Source organism: Nonomuraea marmarensis (assembly GCF_043197025.1).
Classification (GTDB): domain Bacteria; phylum Actinomycetota; class Actinomycetes; order Streptosporangiales; family Streptosporangiaceae; genus Nonomuraea; species Nonomuraea marmarensis.
On record NZ_JBICRM010000046.1, the window covers coordinates 15,385 to 40,549 of the forward strand.

Sequence of the window (25,165 nt, forward strand, 5' to 3'; positions counted from 1 at the left end):
GATCCATAATGCGTACCTCACCCCCCTTCCGCGCGGACCACGTCGGCAGCCTCCTGCGACCCTCCGCGTTGCTCCGCGCCCGCAACGGCCTCTCCGGTGAGGCGCTGCGGGAGGCGGAGGACGCGGCCATCAGACAGGTGGTACGCAGGCAGGAGGAGACCGGCCTGCAGAGCGCGACCGATGGAGAGTTCAGGCGGGCCTCCTGGCACATGGACTTCATCTACCGGCTCGGCGGCATCGGCCAGGCCACCGACGAGAACATCACGGTCCGCTTCCACAACGAGCGCGGCGACATAGAGTTCACCCCGGCCGCGTTGCGGGTGCACGACCGGATCAAGCTGAACGAGCCGGTCTTCGCCGACGACTTCACGTACCTGCGCGACACGGTGACCACGGCGGTGCCCAAGCTGACCATCCCGTCGCCGAGCATGGTCCACTACCGGGGCGGGCCCGCGGCCATCGACCCGAAGGTCTATCCGGACGTGGAGGAGTTCTGGCGGGATCTCAGCGCGGCCTACGCCGAGCAGGTGCGCAGGATCGGCGCGCTGGGGTGCACGTACCTGCAGTTCGACGACACGAGCCTGGCCTACCTGAACGACCCGGCGCAGCGGGCGGAGCTGAGCGAGCGCGGGGACGACGCCGAGCACATGCACCTGCGCTACATCAAGCAGATCAACGCCGCGCTGGCGGCCAAGCCGGCGGGCATGACGATCACGACGCACATGTGCCGCGGCAACTTCCGCTCCTCCTGGGCCGCCGCCGGGGGCTACGACTTCGTCGCCGAGGCCCTGTTCGGCGAGCTCAAGGTGGACGGCTTCTTCCTGGAGTACGACGACGAGCGGTCCGGCGGCTTCGAGCCGCTGCGTTTCGTGCCGCCGGGGAAGATGGTCGTGCTCGGCCTGGTCACCACCAAGCACGGCGAGCTGGAGTCGAAGGACACGCTGAAGCGCCGCATCGACGAGGCCGCCAAGTTCATCGACCTCGACCAGCTCTGCCTGTCGCCGCAGTGCGGCTTCTCCTCCACGGTCGAGGGCAACGAACTGACGGCCGACCAGCAGTTCGCCAAGCTCGCCCTGATCGTCGAGACCGCCCAGGAGGTGTGGGGCTAGAGGGTCACCACCGTGCCCGTGAGGCGGGCCTGTTCGGCGGCCCACACCACGCGGTGGGACATCAGGCTCTCGGCCGCGTCCGACTGGAGCAGGCCGGGGTCACCCGACGCGACGGCGGCGAGGAAGGCATCGGTGAGCCCCTCGTCGCCGCCCCCGTGCCCGTCGGACGCCACCCAGCAGGCCGTCATGCAGCGCGGCCAGGGGCCGCCGTGGCCGTCAAGCGCGATCGTCACGGTCTCCTGATGGGCCGGCGTGCGCCCAGGCGGCACCTGGCCTGGGCGCACGCCGTCGTCACCGGATGACGATCGTGGTGAGCGCCCGGGGCTGCAGCGTCACCGTGCGGCCCGTCACCGGGGACGGGGTGAGCGAGTTGGCGTTGTCGGTGAGGTAGGCGGTGGCCTTCCCGCGCACGCCCTGCCACGTGACGGCGGCTGTGCCCGTGTTGAGCACCTCGATCACGCGTGAGCCATCGGCGTTGCGGAACGCTGAAACTTTCAGCGCCGGATCCGCCGCCGCCGCGTCCAGCCGGACCGCGCCGGGCCTGATGAACCTGCTGTACGCCGCCAGCGCCCACAACCGCTTGGACACGCGGTACGTCTTCGCCGTGTCGTCGATCTGCAGCAGCGCCCTGGTCGCGCCGCGCGAGCCGCCCAGCCAGTAGACGTAGCCGCTGGCATTGCCGAGGGTGAGCGCGTCGTGCACGGCCTGCGCGATCGTGAATCCGTCGTAGCCGCTGCCGTCGTCCCAGCTCTCGTTCCAGGTGCTGCCGTTGGGGTTCCACTCCGACATCCACGTCTTCCGGCCGGTCGGCAGCGGGCCGTCGACGGGGCTGGCGTACGTGTGCCCGGTGTGGGTCTTCACCCAGCGGCGGGCCTCGGGGTCGGCCTCGATCGCCGCCGTGTACGCCTTGGCCTCGCTCCAGCCGAACGAGTCGCAGCAGGCCACGTTCACGCCCTTCGCGACCGGGCCCAGCACCTTGACGAACTCGGCGGCCTGCTCCGGGGTGAAGCGCATGGAGGCGTACGTGGCCGTCCAGTCGGGCTCGTTCGTGAACCCCAAATCGGTGATCTTGATGCCCTCCTGCGCGTAGAACTTCGTGTACTGCACCAGGTAGTTCGCATAGGCCCGCTGCCACTCCGGCTTCAGCGTGCCACCGTTCTTGTCGTCGCCGTTGTCCTTCATGTAGCCGGGCGCGCTCCAGGCGTCGGCGTAGAAGCGCTTCACCCCGTACGCCTTGGCCGCCTTGGCCACCCACACCTGGCTGTTGTCGTCGCCGTCCCAGACGTACTTCGGCGGCGCGTCAGGCCCGCCGGGGTCCTCCGGCTGGATCGACACCATGTGGTCGTACGGGCTGCCCGCCGGGGATGAGCCGATGCCCAGCCGCAGGATGCTGAGCCCGGCCCCCTTGCCGCGGTCGAACCAGAGGTCGAGCACCTCGCGCTGCTGCGCCGCCGAGAGCGCCTCGAGCAATTCGTTGCGCCGGAACGCCTGGGAGATGCCGAACCCGTCGATCTCCTGGTGCCGGACGTGCTCGTGCACGGTGACGGCCGGGGGATCGGCCGGATGGCCCACCGTGGGGAGGCCGAGCAGGGTGACCGCGACAACTCCTCGTAACATGACGCCTCCGAAAGTTTCGGAATTGTGACGATATATTTCGCCGATGGCCGGAACCGTAAGCGCCGGAGAGGCCCGCCGTCAACCACTCGGGGCTGCATGTAGAGGGCGCGTCAACATTCGGGCTGCGGTGGCATGGAAGCCGTCAAGAAGGGGAAAACCGCCCATTTCTGGGGGCCTGCTTTCCGTGCCGCCGCCTGTCCTGGTGGTCGAGAGCATTTCCTGATGCGAGGAGTGGGGATGGCCGACGTCATCTTCGTGGCCCTGACGATCGTGATCTTCGCGGTCTTCGGGCTGGTGGTGCGGGCGGTGGAGCGCCTATGAGCCTTACCAATACCAGCGGCCTCGTGGTCGCCGTCGCCCTGGTGATCTTCATGGTCGCGGCCCTGCTGTTCCCGGAGCGGTTCTGATGAGCACCGCGATGGGGATCGTGTACCTCGCCTCCCTGGTCATCGCGCTGATCCTGGTGCACAAGCCGTTCGGCGACTACATCCACCGGGTCTACACGAGCCGACGGCACAACGCGGTCGAGCGGAGCGTCTACCGGCTCCTCGGAGTCTGCCCGGACGTTCAGCAGACGTGGGGCGTGTACGCGCGGAGCCTGCTGGCCTTCTCGGTGGTCTCCATCCTGGTCCTGTACGGGTTGCAGCGGCTGCAGGACAAGTTGTTCCTGAGCCTGGGCCACCCGCCGGTGACCGACCACGTCGCGTGGAACACGGCGGTCAGCTTCGTCACCAACACGAACTGGCAGGCGTACTCGGGCGAGACCACCATGGGGCATCTGACGCAGATGGCCGGGCTGGCGGTGCAGAACTTCGTGTCGGCGTCGGTGGGCATGGCGGTGGCGGTCACGCTGGTGCGGGGGTTCGCGCGCAGCCGTACCGACCTGCTCGGCAACTTCTGGGTGGACCTGGTACGCGGCTGCGTGCGCATCCTGTTGCCCATCGCCTTCGTGGCCGCGCTGGTGCTGGTGGCGGGCGGCCTGATCCAGAACCTCTCGGGGGTCCACGAGGTCCAGACGCTGACCGGCGGCACCCAGGGCATCACCGGCGGCCCGGTGGCCTCGCAGGAGGCCATCAAGGAGCTGGGCACCAACGGCGGCGGCTTCTACAACGCCAACTCCGCCCACCCCTTCGAGAACGCCACCAACTGGACCAACTGGCTCGAGAACTTCCTCATCCTGCTCATCCCGTTCGCGCTGCCACGCGCCTTCGGCAGGATGGTCGGCGAGGTCAGGCAGGGGTACTCGATCGTCGCTGTGATGGCCGTGATCGCGCTGGCCAGCGTCGTGCTGACGAACGTCTTCGAGCTGAGCGGGAACGCGACCGTGCCGCTGGCGGCCGGCGCCGCCATGGAGGGCAAGGAGGCCCGCTTCGGCGTCGCGGACTCGGCCACCTTCGCCGCTTCGACCACGCTCACGAGCACAGGCGCGGTGGACTCCGCCCACGACTCCTACACCCCGCTCGCCGGCATGATGCTGCTGTACAACATGATGCTGGGCGAGGTGGCGCCGGGCGGCGCCGGCGCGGGCCTGTACGGCCTGCTCATCCTGGCGGTCATCACCGTGTTCGTGGCCGGGCTGATGGTCGGCAGGACACCCGAATACCTGGGGAAGAAGATCGGCTCCCGCGAGATCAAGCTGGCGTCGCTGTACTTCCTGGTCACGCCGGTGCTGGTGCTGACCGGCGCGGGCCTGGCCATGGGCTCGCCGCAGCGGCGCGCCGCCATGCTCAACGGCGGCCCGCACGGCCTGTCCGAGGTGCTGTACGCGTTCACCAGCGCCTCCAACAACAACGGCTCGGCGTTCGCCGGCCTCACCGTCGGCACCCCGTGGTACGACGTGGCGCTCGGCCTGTGCATGGTGTTCGGCCGGTTCGTGCCGATCATCCTGGTGCTGGGCCTGGCCGGATCGCTGGCCCGGCAGGCGCCCGTGCCCGCCTCCGCCGGCACCCTGCCCACCCACCGGCCGCAGTTCGTCGGCATGGTCGTCGGCGTCACGATCATCCTCGTGAGCCTGACGTTCCTCCCGGCGCTGGCGCTCGGCCCGCTCGCAGAAGGACTCTCCTGAGATGACCGGCCTGCTCGACCCCAAGCAGCTGATCAAGTCGCTCCCCGACGCGATCAGGAAGCTGAACCCGGCCCAGTTGTGGCGCAAGCCCGTCATGCTGGTCGTGGAGGTCGGCGCGGTGTTCTCCACCGTGCTGGCGATCCTGGAACCGTCGTTCTTCGCCTGGGCCATCGCCGTCTGGTTGTGGCTGACGGTCGTCTTCGCCAACCTGGCCGAAGCCGTGGCCGAGGGCCGCGGCAAGGCGCAGGCCGCCACCTTGCGGGCGGCCAAACGCGACACCACCGCCCGCCGCCTCAAAACCCGCACCTCCACGGAATGGGACGTGATCGGCGCGCCCGAGCTCCAGCAGGGCGACCTCGTGGTCGTCGAGGCCGGGGAGACCATCCCCGGCGACGGCGATGTCGTGGAGGGGATCGCGTCCGTGGACGAGTCGGCCATCACCGGCGAGTCCGCGCCGGTGATCCGCGAGTCCGGCGGCGACCGCTCCGCGGTCACCGGCGGCACCAAGGTGCTCTCCGACAAGATCATCGTGCAGATCACCCAGAAACCCGGCCAGAGCTTCATCGACCGCATGATCGCCCTGGTCGAGGGCGCGGATCGGCAGAAGACCCCGAACGAGATCGCGCTCAACATCCTGCTGGCCGCGCTGACCATCATCTTCCTGGTGGCCACCGCGACCATGCAGCCGCTGGCCATCTACTCCAAGTCGATCAACCCCGGCGTGCCGGACTCGCTCGCGCTGGATGCCGATGGCGTCACCGGCGTGGTGCTGGTCTCGCTCCTGGTCTGCCTGATCCCGACCACGATCGGCGCATTGTTGTCGGCGATCGGCATCGCGGGCATGGACCGGCTGGTGCAGCGCAACGTGCTGGCCATGTCGGGGCGGGCGGTGGAGGCGGCCGGGGACGTGTCCACGCTGCTGCTGGACAAGACCGGCACGATCACGCTGGGCAACCGGCAAGCTTCGGAGTTCGTCCCGGTGGACGGGGTGAGTGAGCAGGAGTTGGCCGAGGCGGCGCAGCTGTCCAGCCTGGCCGATGCCACCCCGGAGGGGCGTTCCATCGTGGTGTTCGCCAAGGAGCACTACGGCCTGCGCGAGCGCGAGATCCACGGCGCGCATTGGGTGCCGTTCACCGCTCAGACCCGCATGTCCGGCGTTAACGTGGACGGCCGCCAAGTCCGCAAGGGGGCGGCGACGGCGGTGATGAAGTGGGTGCGCGACCATGGCGGCCATCCCACCGCCGGTATCGGCCACCTCGTGGACGGCATCTCCGCTACCGGCGGCACGCCGCTGGTGGTGGCGGAGAAGGGCCGGGTGCTGGGCGTGATCCGCCTCAAGGACGTGGTCAAACATGGCATGCGGGAACGCTTCGACGAGATGCGCCGGATGGGCATCCGCACCGTCATGATCACCGGCGACAACCCGCTCACCGCCAAGGCCATCGCCGACGAGGCCGGGGTGGACGACTTCCTGGCCGAGGCCACTCCCGAGGACAAGCTGGCGTTGATCAGGAAGGAGCAGGAGGGCGGCCGGTTGGTCGCGATGACCGGCGACGGCACCAACGACGCCCCCGCCCTCGCGCAGTCCGACGTCGGCGTGGCGATGAACACCGGCACCTCGGCCGCCAAGGAAGCCGGGAACATGGTCGATCTGGATTCCAACCCGACCAAGCTCATTGAGATCGTCGAGATCGGCAAGCAGTTGCTGATCACCCGGGGCGCGTTGACCACGTTCTCGATCGCCAACGACATCGCCAAGTATTTCGCGATCATCCCGGCCATGTTCGCCGTCGTCTACCCCGGCCTGGACACGCTCAACATCATGCGCCTGAGCAGCCCGCAGTCCGCGGTCCTGGCCGCGGTGATCTTCAACGCCCTGGTGATCATCGCGTTGATCCCGCTCGCTCTGCGCGGCGTGCGGTATCGGCCCTCCAGCGCGGCCAAGCTGCTCTCGCGCAACCTCTACCTCTATGGCCTGGGCGGGATCGTGGCGCCGTTCATCGGTATCAAGATCATCGACCTCATCATCCAGTTCCTTCCGGGGATGTCATAAATGGATCGCACGCCAAGCTGGATCCGCCGGCACCTGGCCGCCGTCCGCGCGGTCGTCGTACTCACTGTGCTGCTCGGTCTGGTCTATCCGCTGGTCGTCACCGGCGTCGCGCAGGCGCTGTTCGGCGGCAGGGCCAATGGCTCTCTCGTCGAAGGGGGGCGGGGGAGCGCACTGATCGGGCAGAGCTTCACCGACGCCGGAGGCAACCCGGTCCGCAGGTACTTCCAGTCCCGCCCGCCGGCGGCCGGGCACGACTACGACCCGACCTCGACCGGCGCCAGCAACCTCGGCCCCGAGGACATCGTGGACGTGCTGCCCAAGCGGTCGCTGCTCAGCCAGGTCTGCGCCCGGTCCAAGACGGTCGGTGAGTTGGAGGGCGTCAGCGGCGCCCGGCCGTACTGCACCTCGGACGGGGTGGGTGCGGTGCTCAAGGTGTTTCCCGACCGTGCCGTCAGTATCAACCAGGCCTGTCCGGCCGCCCCCTTCATGCCCAGCTACCAGGGGTTGAAGGTGGAGTGCGCCAAGCCGGGTGAGGATTACGCGGCCGGTCGGACGGTCCCGGTCAGGGGGGCTGCGGGAATGCCTGCCGTGCCGCCCGACGCGGTGACCGCCGGCGGTTCGGGGCTGGACCCGCACATCTCCCTCGCCTACGCCTCGCTCCAGGCGCCCCGGGTGGCCAGGGAACGCGGGCTGGCGGTGCAGAAGGTGCGGGCCCTGATCGACGAGCACACCACCGGCCGGGCGCTCGGCTTCATGGGCGAACCCGCCGTCAACGTGCTCGAACTCAACCTGGCGCTCGATCGGTCATGAGCCGGGGCCGCCTGCGGGGGCGGCTGAGTGCGCGGACTCGGCGCGGGCCTTGATGGTCAGCATCTGCCTGCGCATCGCCACGAAGTCGCCCACGTCCATCGTGGCGAGGTAGGTGATGCCGCGCAGGGTGGGCTGGGCGCGGATGCGGAGCCGGAAGACCATCCTGGTCTTGCCGTCGAGGTCGCGCAGGGCGATGGAGCAGGTCGTGGTGGCGTCGGGGCCGCGCAGGGCCAGCACGAGGGTGTTGGGCGGGTCGATCTGCTCGACGACGAATCCGGTGCCGTCGGGTGCGGCATGCAGGACGTCACCCACCTTCAGCCCCTGCTGCCCGGCGGCCTCGCCCTGGTCGGTGGCGCCGGGCCATTCGGTGCTGCCGGGGTGGCCGGTGGCGGCGGCGGGGCGTTCGGTGGGACCTCCTGGGGTGTAGCCGCCCAGCTGGATCAGCCAGGCCCAGACGGAGGCCGGAGGCGCGTCGATGGTGACGGCCCGGGTCGCCTGGTACTGCGAGGCGTGGACGATGTCGTCACCGGCCATGCCCGCATGTACCTCGCTGTCGTCGGCACCCCAGCGGAGGTGCCACGGACGGACGGCGAGCAGATAGCCTGCCGCCGCGCCGACGGCCAACCTGAACAGAGAGCGCGTAATGACCATCACGAACTCCTTCGCATCGCTGGTCGGAACGCCCAGTGTCTGACATGACGCCGGACTTGGATAGGGTCGCTGACTTTTGAACATTTCTCGGGATAAATCGGGATATTTTCGTATATGGCCGGATCCCGATAATGGTGATCAGATCTGGCTGGGCTTCCAGGCGGTGAGATCGTACGTTTCCGCGATGGGCCGCCACGCCTCGGCGAATCGGCGCTTCGCCGCCTGCGCGGCCTCGGATCTGTCCAGGCCGCGCTTGTAGTCGCGGTCCTTTGCGATGGCTCCCGTACAGTCCCCGCCCACGTAGCGACGTGCCCAGGCGAGGAAGGCGGCGTCGGCGTCGTGGGACGCGGACAGGGCGTCGACCAGGGCGCCCTTGAGCTCCGCTCCTTCCGGCAGGGCGGTCACCGTGAGCGCGCCGGCGGCGGCGAGCTGGTCGCCGCGGCTGGCGGTGATGTCCTGGATGGTGTCCACGCCGTCCCGCTCGCACCTGCTGGTGCTCGCGATGGCGAGGGAGAGGCTGGAACGGGTGGAGCTGCTGCTGGACAGCAGGCCGTTCATGTCCTGGGCCTGCTGCGCGGCGGCCGGGTCGGAGGGCGTCGCGGCCGGATCCGGAGACGCCGTGCCCGTGGCCGGGTCCGGCGAGGACGCGTCGGTGGCCGGCGGTGATCCGTTGCCCGGCTCAGGGCTGCCCGGCTCCGGGCTGGAGGTGGCGAGCACGGGTGCCCGGCCCTGTTGCGTCTCGGCGGCCTCGTTCGCGGGCGCGGGGCGGTCGGCGACGATCCACCAGGTCAGGGCGAGTGCGAAACAGGCGGCTGCCAGGCTGAGGAGCACCGATGGCCGCCGCCAGGCCGGCGTGCGCCCCAGGCTGGCGGGCTCCCGGCCGCCACCGATCGGCGGCGGCGGTCCGGTCGGAGGGGGTGGGGCGGCGGTGGGCGGTGGTGCGATGGGGGCTCGGCAGCGGGGGCACTGGGAGAGGTTGCCGACGTGGGATCCGCAGCGTCCGCAGAGGCGGCCGGAGCCCGATTCGTGCACCAATACACCCTCCCGGAATATCCCAAGAAAATGGGAAAAATGCTGTATGTCCCACTCTCTTGGAGTCCCGTTGTCACTTCCCTATGCACGAAGACTATTTGATAACAACGTACCCTTGAAGCAATCGCCCACCATAAGCTCGGCCCGCACGTGAAAACGACGGGAGAGGGCCATGGTTCTCAATAGCTCCGGTGCGGACTCCCTGCGCGATACGCATGCGGCCGTTTCACCGATGAGCAACGTGACGCGTTACCTGTGCGCCGCCGCTTACCTGGACGGCGGCTTCCGCGACAGGACGCTGGGCGAGCTGCTGTTCGACCCGTTCAGGGCGGTCCCTCCCTCCTACGGTGGATTCGACCTCATGCCGGTGATCCACCACTGCCGGCGCTCCCGCACGATGCTCGTGGTCCGCGACTGCCTGATCACCGCGTTCTTCGTCATCGGCCTCCTGATCGCGCCGCTGAGCACGGTCACCTGGCTGTTCGCGCTCGTTCCCTTCGCCCTCCTCACGGTGGACGGGGTCAGGCGCGGGCCGCTGTTCCTGAGGGTGCTGATCTGGCTCTGGGCGGCCTACGCGCTCTTCGCCCTCCTCTTCCTGGTCATCCTCACCGAGGTCGTCACCGTGGTGAGCGGCCTGTTCTCGGAGCGGAGCCCGTACGAGGACTTCTACGGTCTCGACGCGCCCAGCACCGCGGGCGGCGGGTCCCTGGCGCAGGCCCTGCTCGTCCCGGTCGTCACGCTGGGCATCGCGGTCGTCTACCGGATCGCGATCTACCTGACGCTGGCCGGCACCCTCAGGCCGGGCACGCCCGAGCCGATCAGCAGGGTCACCAACCCCAAGACGGGCCGCCGCCTCGACTACATCCGCAGGGCCCAGTGGGGCAATGTGACCATGTACGCGAACGAGGACGCGTTCATGGGTGCCGGTTCCATCGAGCGGAGCTGGTCCATCGCCGTGGAGCTCGACCGCGTACGCGACGGCCAGACGAGCAGGCGGCAGGACGACCCGATCGACATCGACCCCGTGGAGCTGCACGCCTTCGTCCGCGCCCGGCTCGTGGACATGCGCGACCGCGTGTTGCGGCCCAACGAGGGCATCCAGCGGCTCGACATCGGCGATCACGTGGTGACGCGCGGGATCTTCACGGTCACCGACTGGCATCGCGACCGGGCGCCGGTGGCGCACCCGTTCATCGACAAGGACGGGCTGCCCAGGTTCCAGGCCACGCCGGAGGAGATCGCGGCCATCGCCCGCCATCCGCAGGGCGGCGTGCGCTACTACCAGCGCGTCACGATCAACAACGCCGGGCAGGAGATCCGTGACCTGCACGGCAACCTCGTCGCGCCGGCCGAGGATCAGGAGGCGCTGACCTCGGCGTTCATCTATCTGGCCGTCGAGGGGCGGATGCTCTACACCCAGTTCGTGGTCACCGTGCTGCCTCCGGCGTTCGGGCCGTACCGCGTGGTCGACCGCCTGCCCACCATGACCGGCGGGCGGATCGCGTGGGAGGCGGTCAAGGTGTTGCGCTTGCGGCTGCTGCGTGACGTGCTGGCGGCGCCCGTACGCGTCGTGCGCACCGCCGTGCAGGCCATCCGCCAGAACGTGACGGCACCCGACCCGCGCAAGCACATCGTCTATCCGTACGGGTCCCGCTTCAGCGTCCGCGAGCTCGGGGCCAGCGAGGACCTGCAGACCCACATCCAGGTGCTGGACGTCGCCAAATACGTCAGGATGATCGAGCAGCGGCTCACCGAGGCGGTCCTGGACTTCCTGGAGGAGCGCAGGGTGGAGACGGGGGCGTACCGGTTGCAGGCGGCCAGCGTGACCATGAACACGGTGTCGGTGGGCGCGGGCGGGACGGTGAGCGGCCCGATCGCGTTCGGCCAGCACGCCTCGGCGACCGTCAACAACCCGAAACCGGCTTAGGGAGGCTCCGATGGGCACGGAGGAATACGGGGTGCACATCAGCGGTGGCAACGTCAGCGGCCCCATCGCGATGGGCGCGCACGCCCGCGCCACCGTCAACAACGTCGGCGCTCCGGCGGCCGGGGAGCTCGGGGCGCTCCTGGACAGGCTCGAACGGCTGCTCGGGGAGCACGAGACGGCCCTGACCGAGCCCGCCCAGGCCCGCAGGGACGTAGTCGACGTGCGGCGGGAGCTGGAGGAGGCGGAGCCGGACCGGTCGCGCATTCTGGACGCACTCAAGCGGTTGTCGGTCCGGGCGGCCGAGGTGTCGGTGATCGTGGAGGTCGTCTCGCAAATCCGCGCCCTGTTCTCCTGACGTTTCCTGACACCCCGGCCCAGCCGGTGTGGTCAGCGGCCGAAGCAGATCGTGCGGCCCGCCTTGACGCGATCCTCCTTGTACGTCACCTGGTCGATCGACGTCCCCCCGGGATCCACCAGGATGATGGTGTCGCCCCGGTTGCCCAGTTGCACCTTCGCGTCCAGCACCACCCGCAGAGCCGCCCCGCCTTCGACGGTGCCGCTCAGGGGCTTGCGGCCGCCGGCGGCGTCCGAGAGGGCCCAGCCCGTGAGATCGATGGCGCCGGGCGTGACGTTCAGGACGGTGACGGTTTCGTTGCCGCGGTCGGCCCCAACCGGGTCCGGGAGCGCGGCCACGATCAGCAGGTCGCCCGCCGCGATGAGCGGCGGCTTGACGGGCGTGCCCGGCGGCGCCGGGTCCGGGCTGATGATGAAGTCCTCGGGCCACGTCGTCAGCTGGATCTGCTGACCGGCTCCCTTGACCACGTCGTGCAGATTGCCCCGTTCGAGCTTGCGGAGCAGGAACAGCTCGTCGTCCCGGTTGACCGGGTCCGCCCGCAGCCAGGCGTCGAAGCCGTCGAAGGAGGTGAACCCCGCCGCCAGGTACGGCACGATGCGCCGGAACAGCTTCGGCCACATGACCAGTTCCTCGGCGGCGGCGAGATCGGCGACCACGGCCGCGCCGTTCGGGTCGGCCGTCGAGCGCGGCCAGATGCCGGTGGGCAGCGCCTTCTCCCTGGCCGCCTGCGACACCCCTGCCAGATGCGTACGCAGCTCGGCCGGCAGCGTCGCGTAGAACGCCGGATAGACCAGTCCCGAGGCCAGCAGCGCCCCGTTCACGGACGCGTCCGCCAGCGGTCCGTCGAGGAACACCTCGGCCCCGTCGGTCCCCGGATGGTCGCCCGGGTAGACGAACGCGATCAGGCGCCCGTTCGCGTCGATGCCGTTGGTGAGCACGTGGCCGCGGAGGGAGTCCTGGTCGGCGGACTGCACCTTGTTCGGCAGGTCGTCCCAGAAGCGCACGTTCGTGAAGCCGAGCAGGCGCAGCAGCTCGTCCCGCGCCGCGTTGGCCCCGGCGAGCTCCTGGTGCGTCTCCTCGAAGTGGGTCTCCAGCGCGTCCACGGCCTCCAGCCGTACGGAGATGCCGCGGCCGTTGATGTTCGGCGGCCGGCCCGAGCGCCGCGGCAGCCCTTCGACCAGCGCGGGCGAGTCGGGCAGGAACTTGACGGTGTCTCCGTCGGGCTCCGGACCCTGCCGCGGGAGATCCGGATACCGGATCACGAAGGTGCCGCGTAACAGTGTGTAGCTCATGATTGCCCCCATCTAGTGGCCAGCGGAGCGTAACTCTCATAAGGGGCAGAGTCCACGTATCGGGTCAGCGATACACGGCGACGGCCGCCTCCCCGACCAGCGTGTCGACGACCGCGACCAGCTCCGCGGCCACGGGCGAGCTCTCCGCGGCGATCTCGCGCAGGCGGCCGACCAGCCGGCCCGCCGGCTGGTCGAGGTAGAGCTCCGCCTCCAGCCGCAACACCGCCACCAGCCCGCACAGCGCGGCGCACCGCGCGTCCGGCGGCTTCCACCCCTCGACCGCCGAGCGCACCCCCGAAGAGGCCCGTACGACCGAGGCGATGTCGGCGAGCCGGTAACGCGTGTACGGCAGCATGCCCATGCGCCGCCCGCTCACCCGTACCAGCACTCCGGAGGCGAGCAGGGCCTCGCGGGTGCGGTCGTAGAGACCGCCGGCCGCCTTCTTGATCAGGGACCTGACGTCGGAGTGGCCGCGCGTGATGAGGGCGACCAGGTCGTCGGCGATCGTGTCGCCGGTGGAGCCGCGGACCGAGGCGGCGGCCCGGCCCCCGGCGACGGCGACGTGACCGCCGAGCGCCAGTTCGAGCAGCACCGCGCCGGCCAGCCCGAGCTCCATCGACGACTGATGGATCAGGGGCTTGCCGGCCTGGTCGTGGGCGATGAGGTACAGGTCCTGGTGGAGCGGCAGCCGGTTCATGGCGGCGGGTGTCCTTTGCTCGCTACACGTGTCCGGCGGTCATGCCCTGCACGCTCGGCCGGCGGCCCATGGCGTACAGGACGATCAGCACCACGGCCCCGACGCCGAGCCAGATCAGGCCCACCACCTGCGCCAGGATGTTGGCGTTGATCACGACGAAGACGAGGATACCCATCCCGATCAGCGGCGCGAGCAGATGCGACCAGAGGTTGTTCGAGCCGCGGCGGAACGAGTAGTGCACGATGACCGACACGTGCAGGACCACGAACGCCACCATGGCGCCCATGTTGACCAGGCTCGTGAGCAGGTCCACGCCGTCGGCGCGGGTGGACATCCAGACCCCCAGGCCCACCGAGAGCAGCGAGATGAGCACGATGGCGTTGGCCGGCACCGAGTGCCTGACCGACACCTTGGCGAGGAAGGACGGGAGTTGCCTGTCGCGCGCCATCGCGAACAGCAGGCGCGACACCGCGACCTGGGCGACCAGGGTGTTGGCCAGCCCCCAGGAGAGCGCGGTGGCGGTCGTGGTGACGTGCCTGAGCCACTCGCCGCCGGCGACGGCCGCCGCGTCGTAGAACGCGGTGCCGGTGTCCTTGACCAGCAACCCTGCGGGGTCGGGCACCAGCAGGGCGGCCACCCAGACCTGGGTGATGAACAACACGCCGGCCAGCACCAGGGCCAGCCGCATGGCCCTGCCCACCTGGGCCGAGCCGCCGGTGGACTCCTCGACCAACATGCTGATCCCGTCGAAGCCGAGGAACGACAACACCGCCACGGAGACCGCGGCGAAGACGACCGGCCAGGAGAACGTCTCCGGGTTGAACAGCGGCGAGAGGCTGAAGCCGCTGCCCTTGCCCTGGAGGAGCGCCCAGACGCCGATCATGAGGAACAACGCCAGGACGACCAGCTCGACGACGATCATCACGCGGGTGAGCTTGACGGTGATCCTGATACCGCGCAGATTGATCAGCGTGTTGACGGCCACGAAGATGATCAGCCAGGCCCAGACGGGCACCTGCGGCACGCTGGAGTGCATGGCGATGGACGCGACGAGGTAGAGCAGGCACGGGACGAGGATGTAGTCCAGCAGGATCATCCACCCGGTCAGGAACCCGACCGGCGGGGCGATGCCGCGGCCCGCGTAGTTGTAGACCGAGCCGGATAGCGGGAACGCCTTGACCATCTGCGCGTAGGAATTGGCGGTGAACAGCAGCGCGACCATCCCGACGACATACGCCAGGACCGGCATGCCGCCGGAGCGGGAGTAGACGAGACCGAAGATCGCGAAGGGCGCGATCGGGACCATGAAGACCAAGCCATAGAACACGAGGTCGGTCAGCCCGACCCCGCGACGTAACTCCTGCCGGTAACCGAACTGCTCGATATTTTCTTGTGTGCGCACGACAAGCCTCTCAATGACGCCATGCAGCTGCGGGGGGTTCGACTGGGCGATCCTTCCGTAGCTCGGCCCCACGTCGCAAGACTGGAACCGCCCGGTGATCAGCCGAGGCGGGACTGAAGGCCGTCCAGGACGCGCTGGAGGCCGTACTCGAAGGAGTCCTCGTTGCTTTTGGTCGCGTCGCCGCCGCGCTGCGCCGCGTATCGGGCGCGCAGCCGCGGGTAGTCCTGGACGGCCTGCTCGGCCGCGGGCCACAGGCGCTCCAGCCACTCCTGCTCGCTCTGGCCGCTGCGGGCGACCATGGACAACCAGGCCGCCTCGCTGGTCGAGATGCCGAGCACGTAGGCGATGACCGTGTTCACCGCCTGGTCGGCCTCGTCGAGAGGGAAGCCGGCCGACTCGAACAGGCCGAGCAGGTGCTCGGACTGCCGCAACATGTTGGGGCCGAGGTAGGCCAGCCCCATCTCGCCGAGCTTGGCGGCGAGCCAGGGGTGGCGCAGGATCGTGGCGCGCAGGCCGCGGGCGACGTGCACGACGCTCGCCCGCCAGTCTCCCGTGTCGTCGGGGGCGGGTACGGGGAGCTCGCCGTAGACCTCGTCCACGGCCAGCTCGAACAGCTCGTCCTTGCTGGCCACGTGCCGGTAGAGCGAGGTGGCCCCGGCACTCAGCCTGCTGCCCAGGCGACGCATGCTCAGGGCCTCGACGCCCTCCTCGTCGAGCAGCCGGACGGCCTCGGCCACGATGTGCTCCCGGCTCAGCGCCGGCTGCTCCCGCTCCTTGCGCGGGCGGGCCCACACCGACGGGATCGGCTGCTCGTCTGCTGGCATGCCGCCCACGCTAGCGCACGGCGTACGCAGTTGCGTACCGCGTGGTTGCGGGCTCAGTGCGTGGAGCGGTGGTGGCGGTCCTCGCGGCAGCTCTCAGGTGTCCGCCACGCTAGCTGTGGCCGGTGCTCGGTGGACGATCATCGTCGCGGCGGGGCCGTGGAGTCGCGGACGACCAGGGAGACGGGGAGCAGGAGGGAGCGGGCCGGGCGGTCCGGCTCATCGATGCAGTCCAGGAGCATGCGCGCGGCCTCCGCCCCCAGCTCGTGGTGCGGCACCGCGACCGTCGTCAGCGGCGGGCGCAGCTTGTCCAGGAAGGGCATGTCGTTGAAGCCGATGACGCTGATGTCCCGCGGGCAGGACAGGCCGCGTTCGGCGAAGACGTCGTAGCAGCCGAGCGCGATCAGGTCGTTGCCGGCCACGACCGCAGTGCAGCCGGTGGTCCGGCTCATGAGGTCGCGCATGGCGGTGGCGCCGTCGGCCTCGCTCCAATGAGCGCACTCCACGATGAGGTCGTCGGGCAGGCCGTGGTCGCGTACCGCGTGGCGGAAGGCCTGGAACCGGACGTGGCCGGTGGAGGTGGACAGGGGACCCGACAGGTGGGCGATCCTGGTGTGGCCCAGGTCCGCCAGGTGGCGGACCGCGGCCGCCACGCCCGTCGCGTCGTCGCCGGTGACGGCGGGGATCCGCAGGTTCTCCACCTGGCGGTTGATCAGGACCATGGTGACGCCCTGCTCGTGCAGCTGCTGGAGCAGGGGGTGTTCCAGGCGGGCGGTGGCGACGATGAGGCCCTCCACCTGGCGGGAGCGCAGCGACTCGATCTTGGCGCGTTCGCGGTTGTCGTCGTTGTCGGTGTTGACGATCCAGACGTTGTAGCCGTCGGATTCGAGCACGCTCTCCACGCCGCGGACGATCGGGGGGAACAGCGGGTTGGTGAGGTCGGGGATGACCAGGCCCACGGTGCTGGAGCGGGAGGTCTTCAGGCCGCGGGCGAACGAGTTGGGCTGGTAGCCGAGAGCCTCCGCGGCCCGCATGACGCGGCGGGCCGTCTCCGCGCTGATCTGCCGGCGGGTCTTGGGGTTCAGGGCGCGCGAGGCGGTGGCGGTGTGCACCCCGGCGGCCTCGGCGACGTCGCGGAGCGTCGGGGCCGGCAACGGGTTGGGGTTGGTCATCGGCCGCCTTCTCCCAGCAGGTCGGGGAGCACGTCTTTGCCGGGGGCCGTGCCGTAGCGGCGCCTCAGGTCGATGACCGTGGAGAGCGACTCCGCGTCGGCGCGGCCATCGGTGACGAGGCCCTCGTCGGGATCCGTCAACCGGTGAAGGTAGCGCGCTGCGGTGGCCGGTGACAGCCCGAGCGCCTTGGCCGCCTCCTCCGTGACGACGTCGTCGGCCTCGCCTCGCAGGATCGTGCGGGTGGTCTCGCGCAGGTCGCCGGCGAGGGCCCGCACGGCCGGATCCGCGCCCACGGCGCACAGGACCGTCCCCAGGTACGGGCGGGGCACGCCGGCCAGCCGTACCGCTCCCGCGTCTTCCGCACGCAGGTCGGAGCCCGCGTTCAGCATGGTCGCCGCGCAGCCGCCGGTCAGCAGCGCGTCCAGGCGGCGCGGCGTGGAGCCGAGCGCGGCGAGTCGGTAGTCGCCGGGGCGCAGGCCGAGCCCGTCGAGCAGCGCGTAGAGCGCGAACGCGAACCCCGAGTCCGGCACGTCGACCCCGATCAGCTCGCCCTTCAGCTCGGCCGCCGAGGTCAGGCCCGGGCGAGCGTAGAGGGCCAGGCCGAGGCCGCGGTCCACGGCGGAGACGATCCGAACGTCGGCGGTCCGGCCGAGCGGGTTGCCCGGGACGAAGCGGTAGGCGAGCACGTTGTCGGGGCTGGTCAGCGCGGCGTCGATGGCGCCGTCGAGCAACGAGCGGAACTGCGCCGGCGAGGACGCCACCGGTTCCTCGGAGACGTCGCCGCGGAGCAGGCCGAGGCGGCGGGCGGTGCGCAACAGCACGGACGGGCTGAAGGCGCCCACCGTCAGGTGTCGTGTCACGTCCCCCTCCAAGTTCATGCACTCGTTTGCGTTGGGCCCTTGACAGTAACTGCATTGAAACGGATGCTCCAAGCCAGCGCAATCGTTTGCGGGGAACGATCGGCGCGCGGCGGAAAAGTTCATCGAAGGAGGGCTCATGACCGCACCATCTCCCCGACGACCCGCACGCCTGAGCCTGATCGTGACGCTGGCGGTCGTGGCCGCCCTGGCACTGTCGGCCTGCGGGCAACGCCCGTCGGAGACCCAGGCGGGCGAGGTGAGCAAGCCCATCGTCATCGGCGTCTCCCTGCCGCTCACCGGGGACTTCGCCCAGCCGGGCAGCGAGGCCAAGCGCGGTTACGAGATCTGGCGCGACATGGTGAACGCCAAGGGGGGCGTCCTGGGCCGGCAGGTCGAGCTCAAGATCGTCGACGACGCGAGCAACCAGGACACCGTAGTCGCCGACTACACCAAGCTGATCACGCAGGACAAGGTGGACCTGCTGCTCGGCACGTTCTCCTCACTGCTGAACTACCCCGCATCAGCCGTCGCCGAGAAGAACCGTATGGTCTTCGTGGAGCCCGCGGGCGGCGCGCCGGACATGTTCTCGCGCGGCTTCAAGTACCTGTTCTTCGCCCAGCCGGCCACCGCGCCGCGCCAGGCCGACGTGTTCGTGAACTGGGTCAAGTCGCTGCCGGAGAGCGAGCGTCCCAAGACGGCCGCGTACCCGAGCCAGGACGACCCCTTCGCGCAGCCCGTCATCAAGTCGATGCAGGAGCAGCTCGAGGCGCTGGGCGTGAAGACCGTCTACAGCGAGCTCTACCCGGCCGACACCACGAACTTCCAGAGCGTCGCCAGCACCCTGGCCAGCAGGAAGCCCGACCTGGTCGCCCAGGGCGCGGTGTTCGAGGACGGCGTCGGGCTGGTGCGCTCGCTCAAGCAACTCGACTTCTCGCCGAAGTTGCTCTTCCAGACCTCCGCGCCGAGCAACTCCAGCCAGTACAGCGACGGCGTGGGCATGGCCAACACCGAGGGCGTCTTCTACACGGTGAGCTGGAACGAGAAGGCGACCACGCCGCTGAACGCCGAGTTCGTGGCCGCGTACCGGAAGGCGCACGACGCGGCGCCCGCCGAGGACGCGGCGGACGCGTTCGCCGCCGCGCAGGTGTTGCAGGCCGCCGTCGAGAAGGCCGGCGTGATCGACCAGGACAAGATCAGGGACTGGCTGCACGCCAACACCGTGCAGACCCTGCTCGGGCCGCTGAGCTGGGAGGCGACCGGCGAGCCGAAGGGCAGCTTCCTGCTCGCCCAGTGGCAGGCCGGCAAGGTCGAGGTGGTCGGTCCGCCCGAGCTGGCGACGACGAAGACCGTGGTGAACCCCAAGCCCGGCTGGAAGTGAACGATGGCGCACCTCATCCAGGCGGTCGCGCTGGGCCTGCTGATCGGCGGGGTCTACGCCCTGATGGCCTCCGGGCTGACGCTGATCTTCGGCGTGATGCGGATCATCAACGTGGCGCAGGGCGCGTTCCTGGTGCTGGTGGCGATGGTCACCTGGTGGTTGTGGAACCGGACCGGGATCGACCCGATCGTGGCATCGGTGATCACCACGCCGCTGATGTTCGGCTTCGGGTGGCTCTCCTACCGGCTGCTGGTCTCGCGCATCCGCGGGTCGTCGCCGTCGATGTCGGTGTTGCTGACGTTCGGGTTCGCGCTGGTCATCGAGGGGGTGCTGAACCTCACCGCGGGCAACAAGTTCAAGTCCGCCAGCCCGTCGTACTTCGAGGAGTCGTTCCGGGTCGCGTCGATCTCGTTGCCGAAGGCGCAGGTGTTCGGGTTCCTGGCGGCGATGGGGGTGCTGGCCGTCCTGTACTACGTGCTCAACCGTACGTGGACGGGGCGGGCGATCAGGGCGGCCACCCAGAACCCCTCCGGGGCGGCGCTGGTAGGGGTGAGCGCGGCGGGCACGGCGGCGCTGGCGTTCGCGATCGGCAGCGCCACGGCCGGGGTGGGCGGGTCCATCCTGTCGGTGTTGTATCCGTTCTTTCCCGCGTCGCACTACGAGTGGATCTCGCGGCTGCTCGGGATCGTGGTGCTCGGCGGGCTGGGCAGCCTGCCGGGCGCGGTGGCCGGGGCGGCCATCCTCGGGCTGGCCGAGACGCTGACCGCGACCTACGGCTCGCTGGGCTGGTCCACGCTGGTGTTCTACCTGGTGATCATGGCGGTGCTGCTGGTCAGGCCCCAGGGGTTGTTCGGGGCCCGGCTCAGGGAGGACGCGGCATGAGGCGCGCGCACCTCGTCGCGGCGGCCTGCCTGGTCGTGCTGCTCGTCTACCCCGTGGTCAACCCGTGGCAGCCCTATCCGCAGGGGGTGCTGCTGGTCGGATTCCTGCTGGCGATCCAGGCGTCGAGCTGGAACATCATCTCCGGGTACGCCGGATACATCTCGCTCGGGCACAGCATGTTCCTGGGGCTGGGGTCGTACACGGTGGGGATCCTGGCCATGCGGTGGGGCGTCAACCCGCTGTGGGTGGCGCCGCTCGGCGGGGTGACCGCCACGGTCATCGCGGTGCTGATCGGCACGGTCGTGCTCAGGACCCGCGGTCACGCGTTCGTGATCATCACGATCGCGATGTTGCTGGCGGCGCAGATCCTCGCGGTGAACTCCAGGGGCCTCACGCGCGGCTCGGACGGGATCACGCTGGAGCTGCCGTTCTGGCACCGCGACTTCCAGAACATCCCGTTCTACTACGCCTTCCTCGTGCTGCTGGTGCTGACGGTGTTGTTCAGCGCGTGGATCAGGCGCACCAAGTTCGGCACGGGGCTGGTGGCGATCAGGGCGGACGAGGGCAAGGCGGCCTCCATCGGGGTCGACACGACGCGGTTCAAGGTGGTCGCCTACGCGGCGAGCGCGTTCTTCATCGGGGTGGCCGGTGGCGTCTACGCCTACTACCTGACGTTCATCAATCCGGTCGGCTCCTTCGCGATCCTGGGCAGCGTGACGATCGTGCTCGCCGCGCTGGCCGGCGGGCGCGGCACGCTGTACGGGCCCGTGGTGGGGGCGTTCGCCGTCAACCTGGTCAGCGAGGCGGCCACCGTCTACGCGGGCGGGGTGCAGTCGCGGGTGCTGCTGTTCGGGGGCGCGCTCGTGCTCGTGGTGTTGTTCCTGCCCAAGGGCCTGCTGCCGACTGTCGAGGCGTGGTGGCGCCGGCGGCATCCGGCGCAGATCGAGTACATCGAGCAGGCCTTTTCCGTGCGCGAACGGGTGCCCCCTCCCGAACCCGGTGGGGTCCTGCTGTCGATCCGTGGCGTGTCCAAGCGGTTCGGCGGGCTCACCGCGGTGGACGACGTCTCGCTGGACGTCCGCCAGGGCACCATCACGGCGCTGATCGGGCCGAACGGCTCCGGCAAGACCACGCTGTTCAACCTGATCACCGGGGGTCTGCCGGCCGACTCCGGCGAGATCTGGTTCGACGGGCGGCGCATCGACGGGCTGCGGCCCTGGCGGCGCTGCCATCTCGGGCTCGGGCGGTCGTACCAGGTGACCAGGTTGTTCAAGGACATGACCGTACGGGAGAACGTGGTCGCCCCGCTGGCCGACTCCCGCTGGCGCACGATGTGGTCCGACGCCGTCCACGGCCACGAGGCCGAACGCGCCCGCGACCTGCTCGACCTCGTCGGCCTCGGCCGCTTCGCGGAACAACCGGCGGGCGCGCTGTCGTACGGGCAGCAGAAGCTGGTCGAGCTGGCCCAGGTCCTCATGCTCGAACCCAAGCTGATCCTGCTCGACGAGCCCGCCGGGGGAGTGAACCCGAGCCTGCTCGGCCACATCACCGACGTGATCCGCGAGCTGAACGCGAACGGCGTCACCTTCCTCGTCGTCGAGCACAACATCCCGCTCGTGCTCGACCTGTGCGACCCGGTCGCCGTGCTCGCGGGCGGCCGGCTGATCGCCGAAGGGCCGCCGGGGCGCGTACGAGAGGACCCGGTGGTGCTGGACGCCTACCTCGGGGACGACTGGTTGCCGGTGGTGAGATAGATGTTGCAGCTCAAGGCGGTCGTCGCGGGGTACGGCGGCGGCAGCGTGCTCCAGGGCGTCGACCTCGAATGCGCGGCGGGCACGATCACCTGCGTCGTCGGCCCCAACGGCGCCGGCAAGTCCACCGTGCTGCGCGTCATCAGCGGCCTGCTCGCCCCCACCGAGGGCGAGATCCGCATGGACGGCGCGCCCATCGGCGGGCGCGCCCCCGACGACATCCTGCGCAGGGGCATCGCCCAGGTGCCGCAGTCGCACGCCCTGTTCCCCGCCATGTCTGTGCAGGAGAACGTGCTCATGGGCGGCTACCTGATCCGCAAGGACCGCAGGCTCCTGCGCGACCGCTTCGATCAGGTCAGGCAGCGGCTCCCCATCGTCGCCGAGCGGGCCCGCGACCACGCCGGCAATCTCAGCGGCGGCCAGCGGCGGATGGTCGAGATCGCCAGGTGCCTCATGCTCGACCCGAGGCTGATCCTGCTCGACGAGCCGTCGCTCGGCCTCGACCCGCGTGGCCTGGCCGGGGTCGCCGAGGTCATCCACGAGCTCAACCGGGCGGGCACCACCGTGCTGCTGGTCGAGCAGAACGTCCGGCTCGGACTCGGGCTGGCCACGCACGGCGTGGTGATGGAAGGCGGCAGGGTACGCCTCACCGGCACGGCCGCCGCAGTCCGGGACAACCCCGAGATCGCGTCGCTCTACCTGGGCGGCATCCCGACGAAGGCAGCCCAAAGGAATGAGAGCTGATGATGGTGGACGAGCGCGGCTGGTGCGCCGACTGGCTGGCCCAGCGGCTTGCGAAAGGCGAGACCCGATGACCTGGACACGACAGCGGGTGGGCTGGATCGGCACCGGCCGGATGGGAGCGCCCATGGCCGAACGGCTGGCCAAGGCCGGGGTGGACGTGGCTGTGGACGACGGGCTCGGCTCATGACCGCGCCTGTTGGGCCGCTACCCTCACCAGGCCACATGGGGGTCGACTACGAGCAGCGCGTCGACTTCCCCCGGCTCAGGGACTACCGGCTGCGCCGCGCCCGCGCCGCCCTGGAGTCCAGCGAGTGCGGCGCCTTCCTGCTCTTCGACTTCTACAACATCCGGTACGTCACTCAGACCTGGATCGGCGGCGCCCTCGGCGACAAGATGACCAGGTACGCCCTCCTCACCCGCGACGGCCGGCCGAAACTGTGGGACTTCGGCTCGGCGGCCCGGCACCACCGGCTCTACAGCCCGTGGCTGGACCCGGCCGACTGCCACGCGGGCATGCTGGGCCTGCGCGGCGCCATCGCCCCCACTGCCGGGCTGATGGCCGACGCGATCCGCCAGATCAAGGGCCTGCTGGCGGACGCCGGGCTGGCCGACGCCCCGGTGGGCGTGGACATCGTCGAGCCGCCGTTCCTGTTCGAGATGCAGCGGCAGGGGCTGCGGGTGGTGGACGCGCAGCAGCTCATGCTGGACGCGCGGCAGATCAAGTCCCCCGACGAGATCATGTTGCTCACGCAGGCCGCGGCCATGGTGGACGGCGTCTACCAGGACATCGTGGAGGCGCTCAAACCCGGCATCAGGGAGAACGAGATCGTGGCGCTGGCCAACAAGCGCCTCTACGAGATGGGCTCCGACCAGGTGGAGGCGATCAACGCGGTCAGCGGCGAGCGGTGCAACCCGCATCCGCACAACTTCTCCGACCGGCTGATCCGGCCCGGCGACCAGGCGTTCTTCGACATCATCCACTCCTTCAACGGCTACCGGACGTGTTACTACCGGACGTTCAGCGTGGGCAGCGCCACCGCCTCACAGCGGGACGCGTACACCAAGGCCCGGGAGTGGATGGACGCGTCGATCGGCATGATCAAGCCGGGGGTCGGCACGGACCAGGTGGCGGCGGTGTGGCCGGAGGCCACCTCGTTCGGGTTCGAGGACGAGATGGCGGCGTTCGGCCTGCAGTTCGGGCACGGGCTGGGGCTCGGGCTGCACGAGCGGCCGATCATCTCGCGGCTCAACAGCATGCGGGAGCCGATCGAGTTGCGGGCCGGGATGGTGTTCGCGCTGGAGACGTACTGCCCGGCGAGCGACGGGTTCTCGGCGGCCAGGATCGAGGAGGAGGTCGTGGTCACGCAGGACGGCTGCCGGGTGCTGACCTTGTTCCCGGCACAGGACCTGGTGATTGCCAACCCGTACTGAATCGCCGCGTGGGCCTGGGCCACGGGCAGAGCCGAGCCATGATGCGGCACTGGCGACTCCTCGCCCGTCGCGAGCCTGTCGGTGACTTGGCCCTGATCCAGCGGCTTCCGCAATCCGCCTACCGTGCGCGCCCATCAAGGAGGTCTTCCCACAGCGAGTTCGCCGCAACTGCTCGAAGCCAAGGGCTCTCGCTGACACGGTCGATTCTGCACTGTGACGATCTCGCCAGGACCACCCGACTTGCCTTCAGCGGGACCTGCGGCGGGTTCGTCGCATGCCGTCGACTTTTGCGGCGAACTCACGCGGTCGGAGAATCGGCGTCCCCCGCCAAGGCGACATCGACGTCAGGTCCGTGTCTTCGGAGACGACCAGCAGAGCGCCGACATGCGCGGCCACGTCGAGAATTCGGTTGTCCTCCCAGTCCGCGCAGTCGGATACGACTTGAGGCGGATCTACGGTCTCCCCGCCGCTGTGCCGGGCCACCCTGATCAACACGGACAGGTACTGCTCGATCTTCTCTTCCTCCCAGAGGAGCCCCTTGCCCAGGACGCGAGCGGTGTTCTCCAGGATGTGCGGCGACAGCCACAAAGCGAACTCCGCCGCATCGACAATGATGCCGAGACAGTCCGCGTACGGGTTTCCGGACGTGGGCGGCGGGGATGGCCATGATCGGAAGGGGCTGTTGCCGCCCGCAGCCGCTCCGACCAGGACGTTCACGTCGAAAACCACGGATACGGGGTCGGCCACGGCTATCCCTTCAATATCCGCCGAGTGATTTCCGGAATGTCTTCCAACGTCATGCCCTGCTCGCCGACCCTGCCCTGGCCGTAGGCCTGCAGATCCCGAAGCTCCTCGGCCAGCTTCACGGATTTCATGATCCTGATGGTCGCCCGAAGGTAGGCGGACCGATTGCCCTGTCCGAAGTACTCGACCAGTTCGTCGAGGTCAGCCCGATCCTCGTCGCCCACTGCGAACCCGATTGTCTTGGTCGCCATGACTCACCACCTCCACTTTCTGCAGGATAGCATGAGAATTGCATAGCGGATGCACTTTTCTGCATTTACGCAGAGCCGGGTCACCTGCGCTAGTGGCTGAACCGGACCGGCTTGGGGCGGC

The 25,165-nt window shown here is 69.5% G+C and carries 25 protein-coding genes; 13 read left to right on the plus strand and 12 right to left on the minus strand.

All coding sequences use genetic code 11. From position 1 onward, the window contains the following. The first annotated feature begins 8 nt into the window (after nucleotides 1-8). Nucleotides 9-1,109 (plus strand): 5-methyltetrahydropteroyltriglutamate--homocysteine S-methyltransferase, encoded by a 1,101-nt coding sequence (locus ACFLIM_RS44640; RefSeq protein WP_393175899.1) that lies wholly within the window; start codon nucleotides 9-11, stop codon nucleotides 1,107-1,109. Here ACFLIM_RS44640 and ACFLIM_RS44645 read toward each other — a convergent pair. Continuing rightward, nucleotides 1,106-1,342: a hypothetical protein gene (locus tag ACFLIM_RS44645; protein ID WP_393175901.1), complete on the minus strand. Its 237-nt coding sequence runs from the start codon at nucleotides 1,340-1,342 to the stop codon at nucleotides 1,106-1,108. The two genes, ACFLIM_RS44640 and ACFLIM_RS44645, sit on opposite strands and share 4 nt — an antisense overlap. 58 nt (nucleotides 1,343-1,400) lie before the next feature. Then, entirely contained in the window at nucleotides 1,401-2,726 is a 1,326-nt protein-coding gene (locus ACFLIM_RS44650; RefSeq protein ID WP_393175903.1) for a glycoside hydrolase family 30 protein, read from the minus strand. Between the two features lie 317 nt (nucleotides 2,727-3,043). Here ACFLIM_RS44650 and kdpF point away from each other — a divergent pair, with 317 nt between their 5' ends. From kdpF to ACFLIM_RS44670, 4 genes are read left to right on the plus strand one after another with little or no spacing between them, the layout of a single operon-like run. Then, nucleotides 3,044-3,133: a K(+)-transporting ATPase subunit F gene (gene kdpF, locus ACFLIM_RS44655; RefSeq protein ID WP_393175905.1), complete on the plus strand. Its 90-nt coding sequence runs from the start codon at nucleotides 3,044-3,046 to the stop codon at nucleotides 3,131-3,133. Continuing rightward, complete coding sequence (gene kdpA / locus ACFLIM_RS44660; protein ID WP_393175907.1) at nucleotides 3,133-4,791, plus strand: potassium-transporting ATPase subunit KdpA; 1,659 nt, start codon at nucleotides 3,133-3,135, stop codon at nucleotides 4,789-4,791. Before kdpF ends, kdpA begins: the two co-directional genes overlap by 1 nt. Before the next feature lies 1 nt (nucleotide 4,792). After that, nucleotides 4,793-6,844 carry a potassium-transporting ATPase subunit KdpB gene (gene kdpB / locus ACFLIM_RS44665; RefSeq protein ID WP_393175909.1) on the plus strand — a complete coding sequence of 684 codons (2,052 nt, stop codon included), beginning with the start codon at nucleotides 4,793-4,795 and terminating at the stop codon, nucleotides 6,842-6,844. Beyond that, complete coding sequence (locus ACFLIM_RS44670) at nucleotides 6,845-7,654, plus strand: potassium-transporting ATPase subunit C (protein WP_393175911.1); 810 nt, start codon at nucleotides 6,845-6,847, stop codon at nucleotides 7,652-7,654. Here ACFLIM_RS44670 and ACFLIM_RS44675 read toward each other — a convergent pair. Both ACFLIM_RS44675 and ACFLIM_RS44680 read right to left on the minus strand, forming a co-directional pair. Continuing rightward, entirely contained in the window at nucleotides 7,649-8,305 is a 657-nt protein-coding gene (locus tag ACFLIM_RS44675) for an SRPBCC family protein (RefSeq protein WP_393175913.1), read from the minus strand. The genes ACFLIM_RS44670 and ACFLIM_RS44675 overlap by 6 nt on opposite strands. Before the next feature lie 138 nt (nucleotides 8,306-8,443). Then, nucleotides 8,444-9,337 carry a hypothetical protein gene (locus ACFLIM_RS44680; RefSeq protein WP_393175915.1) on the minus strand — a complete coding sequence of 298 codons (894 nt, stop codon included), beginning with the start codon at nucleotides 9,335-9,337 and terminating at the stop codon, nucleotides 8,444-8,446. 232 nt (nucleotides 9,338-9,569) lie between these two features. Here ACFLIM_RS44680 and ACFLIM_RS44685 point away from each other — a divergent pair, with 232 nt between their 5' ends. Then, on the plus strand, nucleotides 9,570-11,264 hold the full coding sequence (locus tag ACFLIM_RS44685; protein WP_393175917.1) for a hypothetical protein: 1,695 nt from the start codon (nucleotides 9,570-9,572) through the stop codon (nucleotides 11,262-11,264). A gap of 10 nt (nucleotides 11,265-11,274) precedes the next feature. Then, nucleotides 11,275-11,619 (plus strand): hypothetical protein, encoded by a 345-nt coding sequence (locus ACFLIM_RS44690; RefSeq protein ID WP_393175919.1) that lies wholly within the window; start codon nucleotides 11,275-11,277, stop codon nucleotides 11,617-11,619. Between the two features lie 32 nt (nucleotides 11,620-11,651). On the opposite strand, the gene ACFLIM_RS44695 is transcribed toward ACFLIM_RS44690, so the two are convergent. From ACFLIM_RS44695 to ACFLIM_RS44720, 6 genes are all read right to left on the minus strand, one after another. Beyond that, nucleotides 11,652-12,911: a lamin tail domain-containing protein gene (locus ACFLIM_RS44695; protein WP_393175921.1), complete on the minus strand. Its 1,260-nt coding sequence runs from the start codon at nucleotides 12,909-12,911 to the stop codon at nucleotides 11,652-11,654. 64 nt (nucleotides 12,912-12,975) lie between these two features. Further along, complete coding sequence (locus ACFLIM_RS44700; protein WP_393175923.1) at nucleotides 12,976-13,608, minus strand: GOLPH3/VPS74 family protein; 633 nt, start codon at nucleotides 13,606-13,608, stop codon at nucleotides 12,976-12,978. Between the two features lie 22 nt (nucleotides 13,609-13,630). Next, the gene (locus tag ACFLIM_RS44705) at nucleotides 13,631-15,010 is read right to left on the minus strand and encodes an APC family permease (protein WP_393175925.1); all 1,380 of its coding nucleotides are present in this window, start codon (nucleotides 15,008-15,010) and stop codon (nucleotides 13,631-13,633) included. A gap of 98 nt (nucleotides 15,011-15,108) precedes the next feature. Beyond that, nucleotides 15,109-15,834: a TetR/AcrR family transcriptional regulator gene (locus ACFLIM_RS44710; protein WP_393175927.1), complete on the minus strand. Its 726-nt coding sequence runs from the start codon at nucleotides 15,832-15,834 to the stop codon at nucleotides 15,109-15,111. Nucleotides 15,835-15,971: 137 nt separating this feature from the next. After that, nucleotides 15,972-17,003 carry a LacI family DNA-binding transcriptional regulator gene (locus ACFLIM_RS44715; protein ID WP_393175929.1) on the minus strand — a complete coding sequence of 344 codons (1,032 nt, stop codon included), beginning with the start codon at nucleotides 17,001-17,003 and terminating at the stop codon, nucleotides 15,972-15,974. Beyond that, entirely contained in the window at nucleotides 17,000-17,863 is an 864-nt protein-coding gene (locus ACFLIM_RS44720; protein ID WP_393175931.1) for an ABC transporter substrate-binding protein, read from the minus strand. The genes ACFLIM_RS44715 and ACFLIM_RS44720 overlap by 4 nt, the downstream gene beginning before the upstream one ends. A gap of 136 nt (nucleotides 17,864-17,999) precedes the next feature. On the opposite strand from ACFLIM_RS44720, the gene ACFLIM_RS44725 reads away from it, so the two are divergent. The 6 genes from ACFLIM_RS44725 (at nucleotide 18,000) to ACFLIM_RS44750 (ending at nucleotide 24,049) form a co-directional block, all read left to right on the plus strand. Then, nucleotides 18,000-19,241 (plus strand): amino acid ABC transporter substrate-binding protein, encoded by a 1,242-nt coding sequence (locus tag ACFLIM_RS44725; RefSeq protein ID WP_393175933.1) that lies wholly within the window; start codon nucleotides 18,000-18,002, stop codon nucleotides 19,239-19,241. 3 nt (nucleotides 19,242-19,244) lie between these two features. Continuing rightward, on the plus strand, nucleotides 19,245-20,123 hold the full coding sequence (locus ACFLIM_RS44730) for a branched-chain amino acid ABC transporter permease (protein WP_393175935.1): 879 nt from the start codon (nucleotides 19,245-19,247) through the stop codon (nucleotides 20,121-20,123). Beyond that, a complete protein-coding gene (locus ACFLIM_RS44735; RefSeq protein ID WP_393175937.1) occupies nucleotides 20,120-21,877 on the plus strand; it encodes a branched-chain amino acid ABC transporter ATP-binding protein/permease in 1,758 nt (585 codons plus the stop codon). The genes ACFLIM_RS44730 and ACFLIM_RS44735 overlap by 4 nt, the downstream gene beginning before the upstream one ends. Then, complete coding sequence (locus tag ACFLIM_RS44740) at nucleotides 21,878-22,618, plus strand: ABC transporter ATP-binding protein (RefSeq protein WP_449291499.1); 741 nt, start codon at nucleotides 21,878-21,880, stop codon at nucleotides 22,616-22,618. 67 nt (nucleotides 22,619-22,685) lie between these two features. Then, nucleotides 22,686-22,805, plus strand: coding sequence for an NAD(P)-binding domain-containing protein (locus ACFLIM_RS44745; RefSeq protein ID WP_393175939.1), 120 nt, complete (start codon nucleotides 22,686-22,688; stop codon nucleotides 22,803-22,805). 35 nt (nucleotides 22,806-22,840) lie between these two features. Next, on the plus strand, nucleotides 22,841-24,049 hold the full coding sequence (locus tag ACFLIM_RS44750; RefSeq protein WP_393175941.1) for a M24 family metallopeptidase: 1,209 nt from the start codon (nucleotides 22,841-22,843) through the stop codon (nucleotides 24,047-24,049). Between the two features lie 246 nt (nucleotides 24,050-24,295). Here the strand turns inward: ACFLIM_RS44750 and ACFLIM_RS44755 are convergent, their stop codons facing one another. Both ACFLIM_RS44755 and ACFLIM_RS44760 read right to left on the minus strand, forming a co-directional pair. Beyond that, nucleotides 24,296-24,796: a PIN domain-containing protein gene (locus ACFLIM_RS44755; RefSeq protein WP_393175943.1), complete on the minus strand. Its 501-nt coding sequence runs from the start codon at nucleotides 24,794-24,796 to the stop codon at nucleotides 24,296-24,298. A 2-nt stretch (nucleotides 24,797-24,798) separates the two neighbouring features. Continuing rightward, on the minus strand, nucleotides 24,799-25,044 hold the full coding sequence (locus tag ACFLIM_RS44760) for a hypothetical protein (RefSeq protein WP_393175945.1): 246 nt from the start codon (nucleotides 25,042-25,044) through the stop codon (nucleotides 24,799-24,801). Nucleotides 25,045-25,165 lie beyond the last annotated feature (121 nt).

Excerpts from the sequence above, each read along its gene's own strand:
- ACFLIM_RS44690 (WP_393175919.1), top strand. The coding sequence starts at position 11,275 with ATGGGCACGGAGGAATACGGGGTGCACATCAGCGGTGGCAACGTCAGC.
- ACFLIM_RS44725 (WP_393175933.1), top strand. The coding sequence starts at position 18,000 with ATGACCGCACCATCTCCCCGACGACCCGCACGCCTGAGCCTGATCGTG.
- ACFLIM_RS44710 (WP_393175927.1), bottom strand. The coding sequence starts at position 15,834 with ATGCCAGCAGACGAGCAGCCGATCCCGTCGGTGTGGGCCCGCCCGCGC.
- ACFLIM_RS44730 (WP_393175935.1), top strand. The coding sequence starts at position 19,245 with ATGGCGCACCTCATCCAGGCGGTCGCGCTGGGCCTGCTGATCGGCGGG.
- ACFLIM_RS44700 (WP_393175923.1), bottom strand. The coding sequence starts at position 13,608 with ATGAACCGGCTGCCGCTCCACCAGGACCTGTACCTCATCGCCCACGAC.
- ACFLIM_RS44735 (WP_393175937.1), top strand. The coding sequence starts at position 20,120 with ATGAGGCGCGCGCACCTCGTCGCGGCGGCCTGCCTGGTCGTGCTGCTC.
- ACFLIM_RS44715 (WP_393175929.1), bottom strand. The coding sequence starts at position 17,003 with ATGACCAACCCCAACCCGTTGCCGGCCCCGACGCTCCGCGACGTCGCC.
- ACFLIM_RS44670 (WP_393175911.1), top strand. The coding sequence starts at position 6,845 with ATGGATCGCACGCCAAGCTGGATCCGCCGGCACCTGGCCGCCGTCCGC.
- kdpF (WP_393175905.1), top strand. The coding sequence starts at position 3,044 with ATGAGCCTTACCAATACCAGCGGCCTCGTGGTCGCCGTCGCCCTGGTG.
- kdpA (WP_393175907.1), top strand. The coding sequence starts at position 3,133 with ATGAGCACCGCGATGGGGATCGTGTACCTCGCCTCCCTGGTCATCGCG.
- ACFLIM_RS44685 (WP_393175917.1), top strand. The coding sequence starts at position 9,570 with ATGAGCAACGTGACGCGTTACCTGTGCGCCGCCGCTTACCTGGACGGC.
- ACFLIM_RS44675 (WP_393175913.1), bottom strand. The coding sequence starts at position 8,305 with ATGGTCATTACGCGCTCTCTGTTCAGGTTGGCCGTCGGCGCGGCGGCA.
- ACFLIM_RS44650 (WP_393175903.1), bottom strand. The coding sequence starts at position 2,726 with ATGTTACGAGGAGTTGTCGCGGTCACCCTGCTCGGCCTCCCCACGGTG.
- kdpB (WP_393175909.1), top strand. The coding sequence starts at position 4,793 with ATGACCGGCCTGCTCGACCCCAAGCAGCTGATCAAGTCGCTCCCCGAC.
- ACFLIM_RS44750 (WP_393175941.1), top strand. The coding sequence starts at position 22,841 with ATGGGGGTCGACTACGAGCAGCGCGTCGACTTCCCCCGGCTCAGGGAC.
- ACFLIM_RS44760 (WP_393175945.1), bottom strand. The coding sequence starts at position 25,044 with ATGGCGACCAAGACAATCGGGTTCGCAGTGGGCGACGAGGATCGGGCT.
- ACFLIM_RS44745 (WP_393175939.1), top strand. The coding sequence starts at position 22,686 with ATGACCTGGACACGACAGCGGGTGGGCTGGATCGGCACCGGCCGGATG.
- ACFLIM_RS44740 (WP_449291499.1), top strand. The coding sequence starts at position 21,878 with ATGTTGCAGCTCAAGGCGGTCGTCGCGGGGTACGGCGGCGGCAGCGTG.
- ACFLIM_RS44695 (WP_393175921.1), bottom strand. The coding sequence starts at position 12,911 with ATGAGCTACACACTGTTACGCGGCACCTTCGTGATCCGGTATCCGGAT.
- ACFLIM_RS44640 (WP_393175899.1), top strand. The coding sequence starts at position 9 with ATGCGTACCTCACCCCCCTTCCGCGCGGACCACGTCGGCAGCCTCCTG.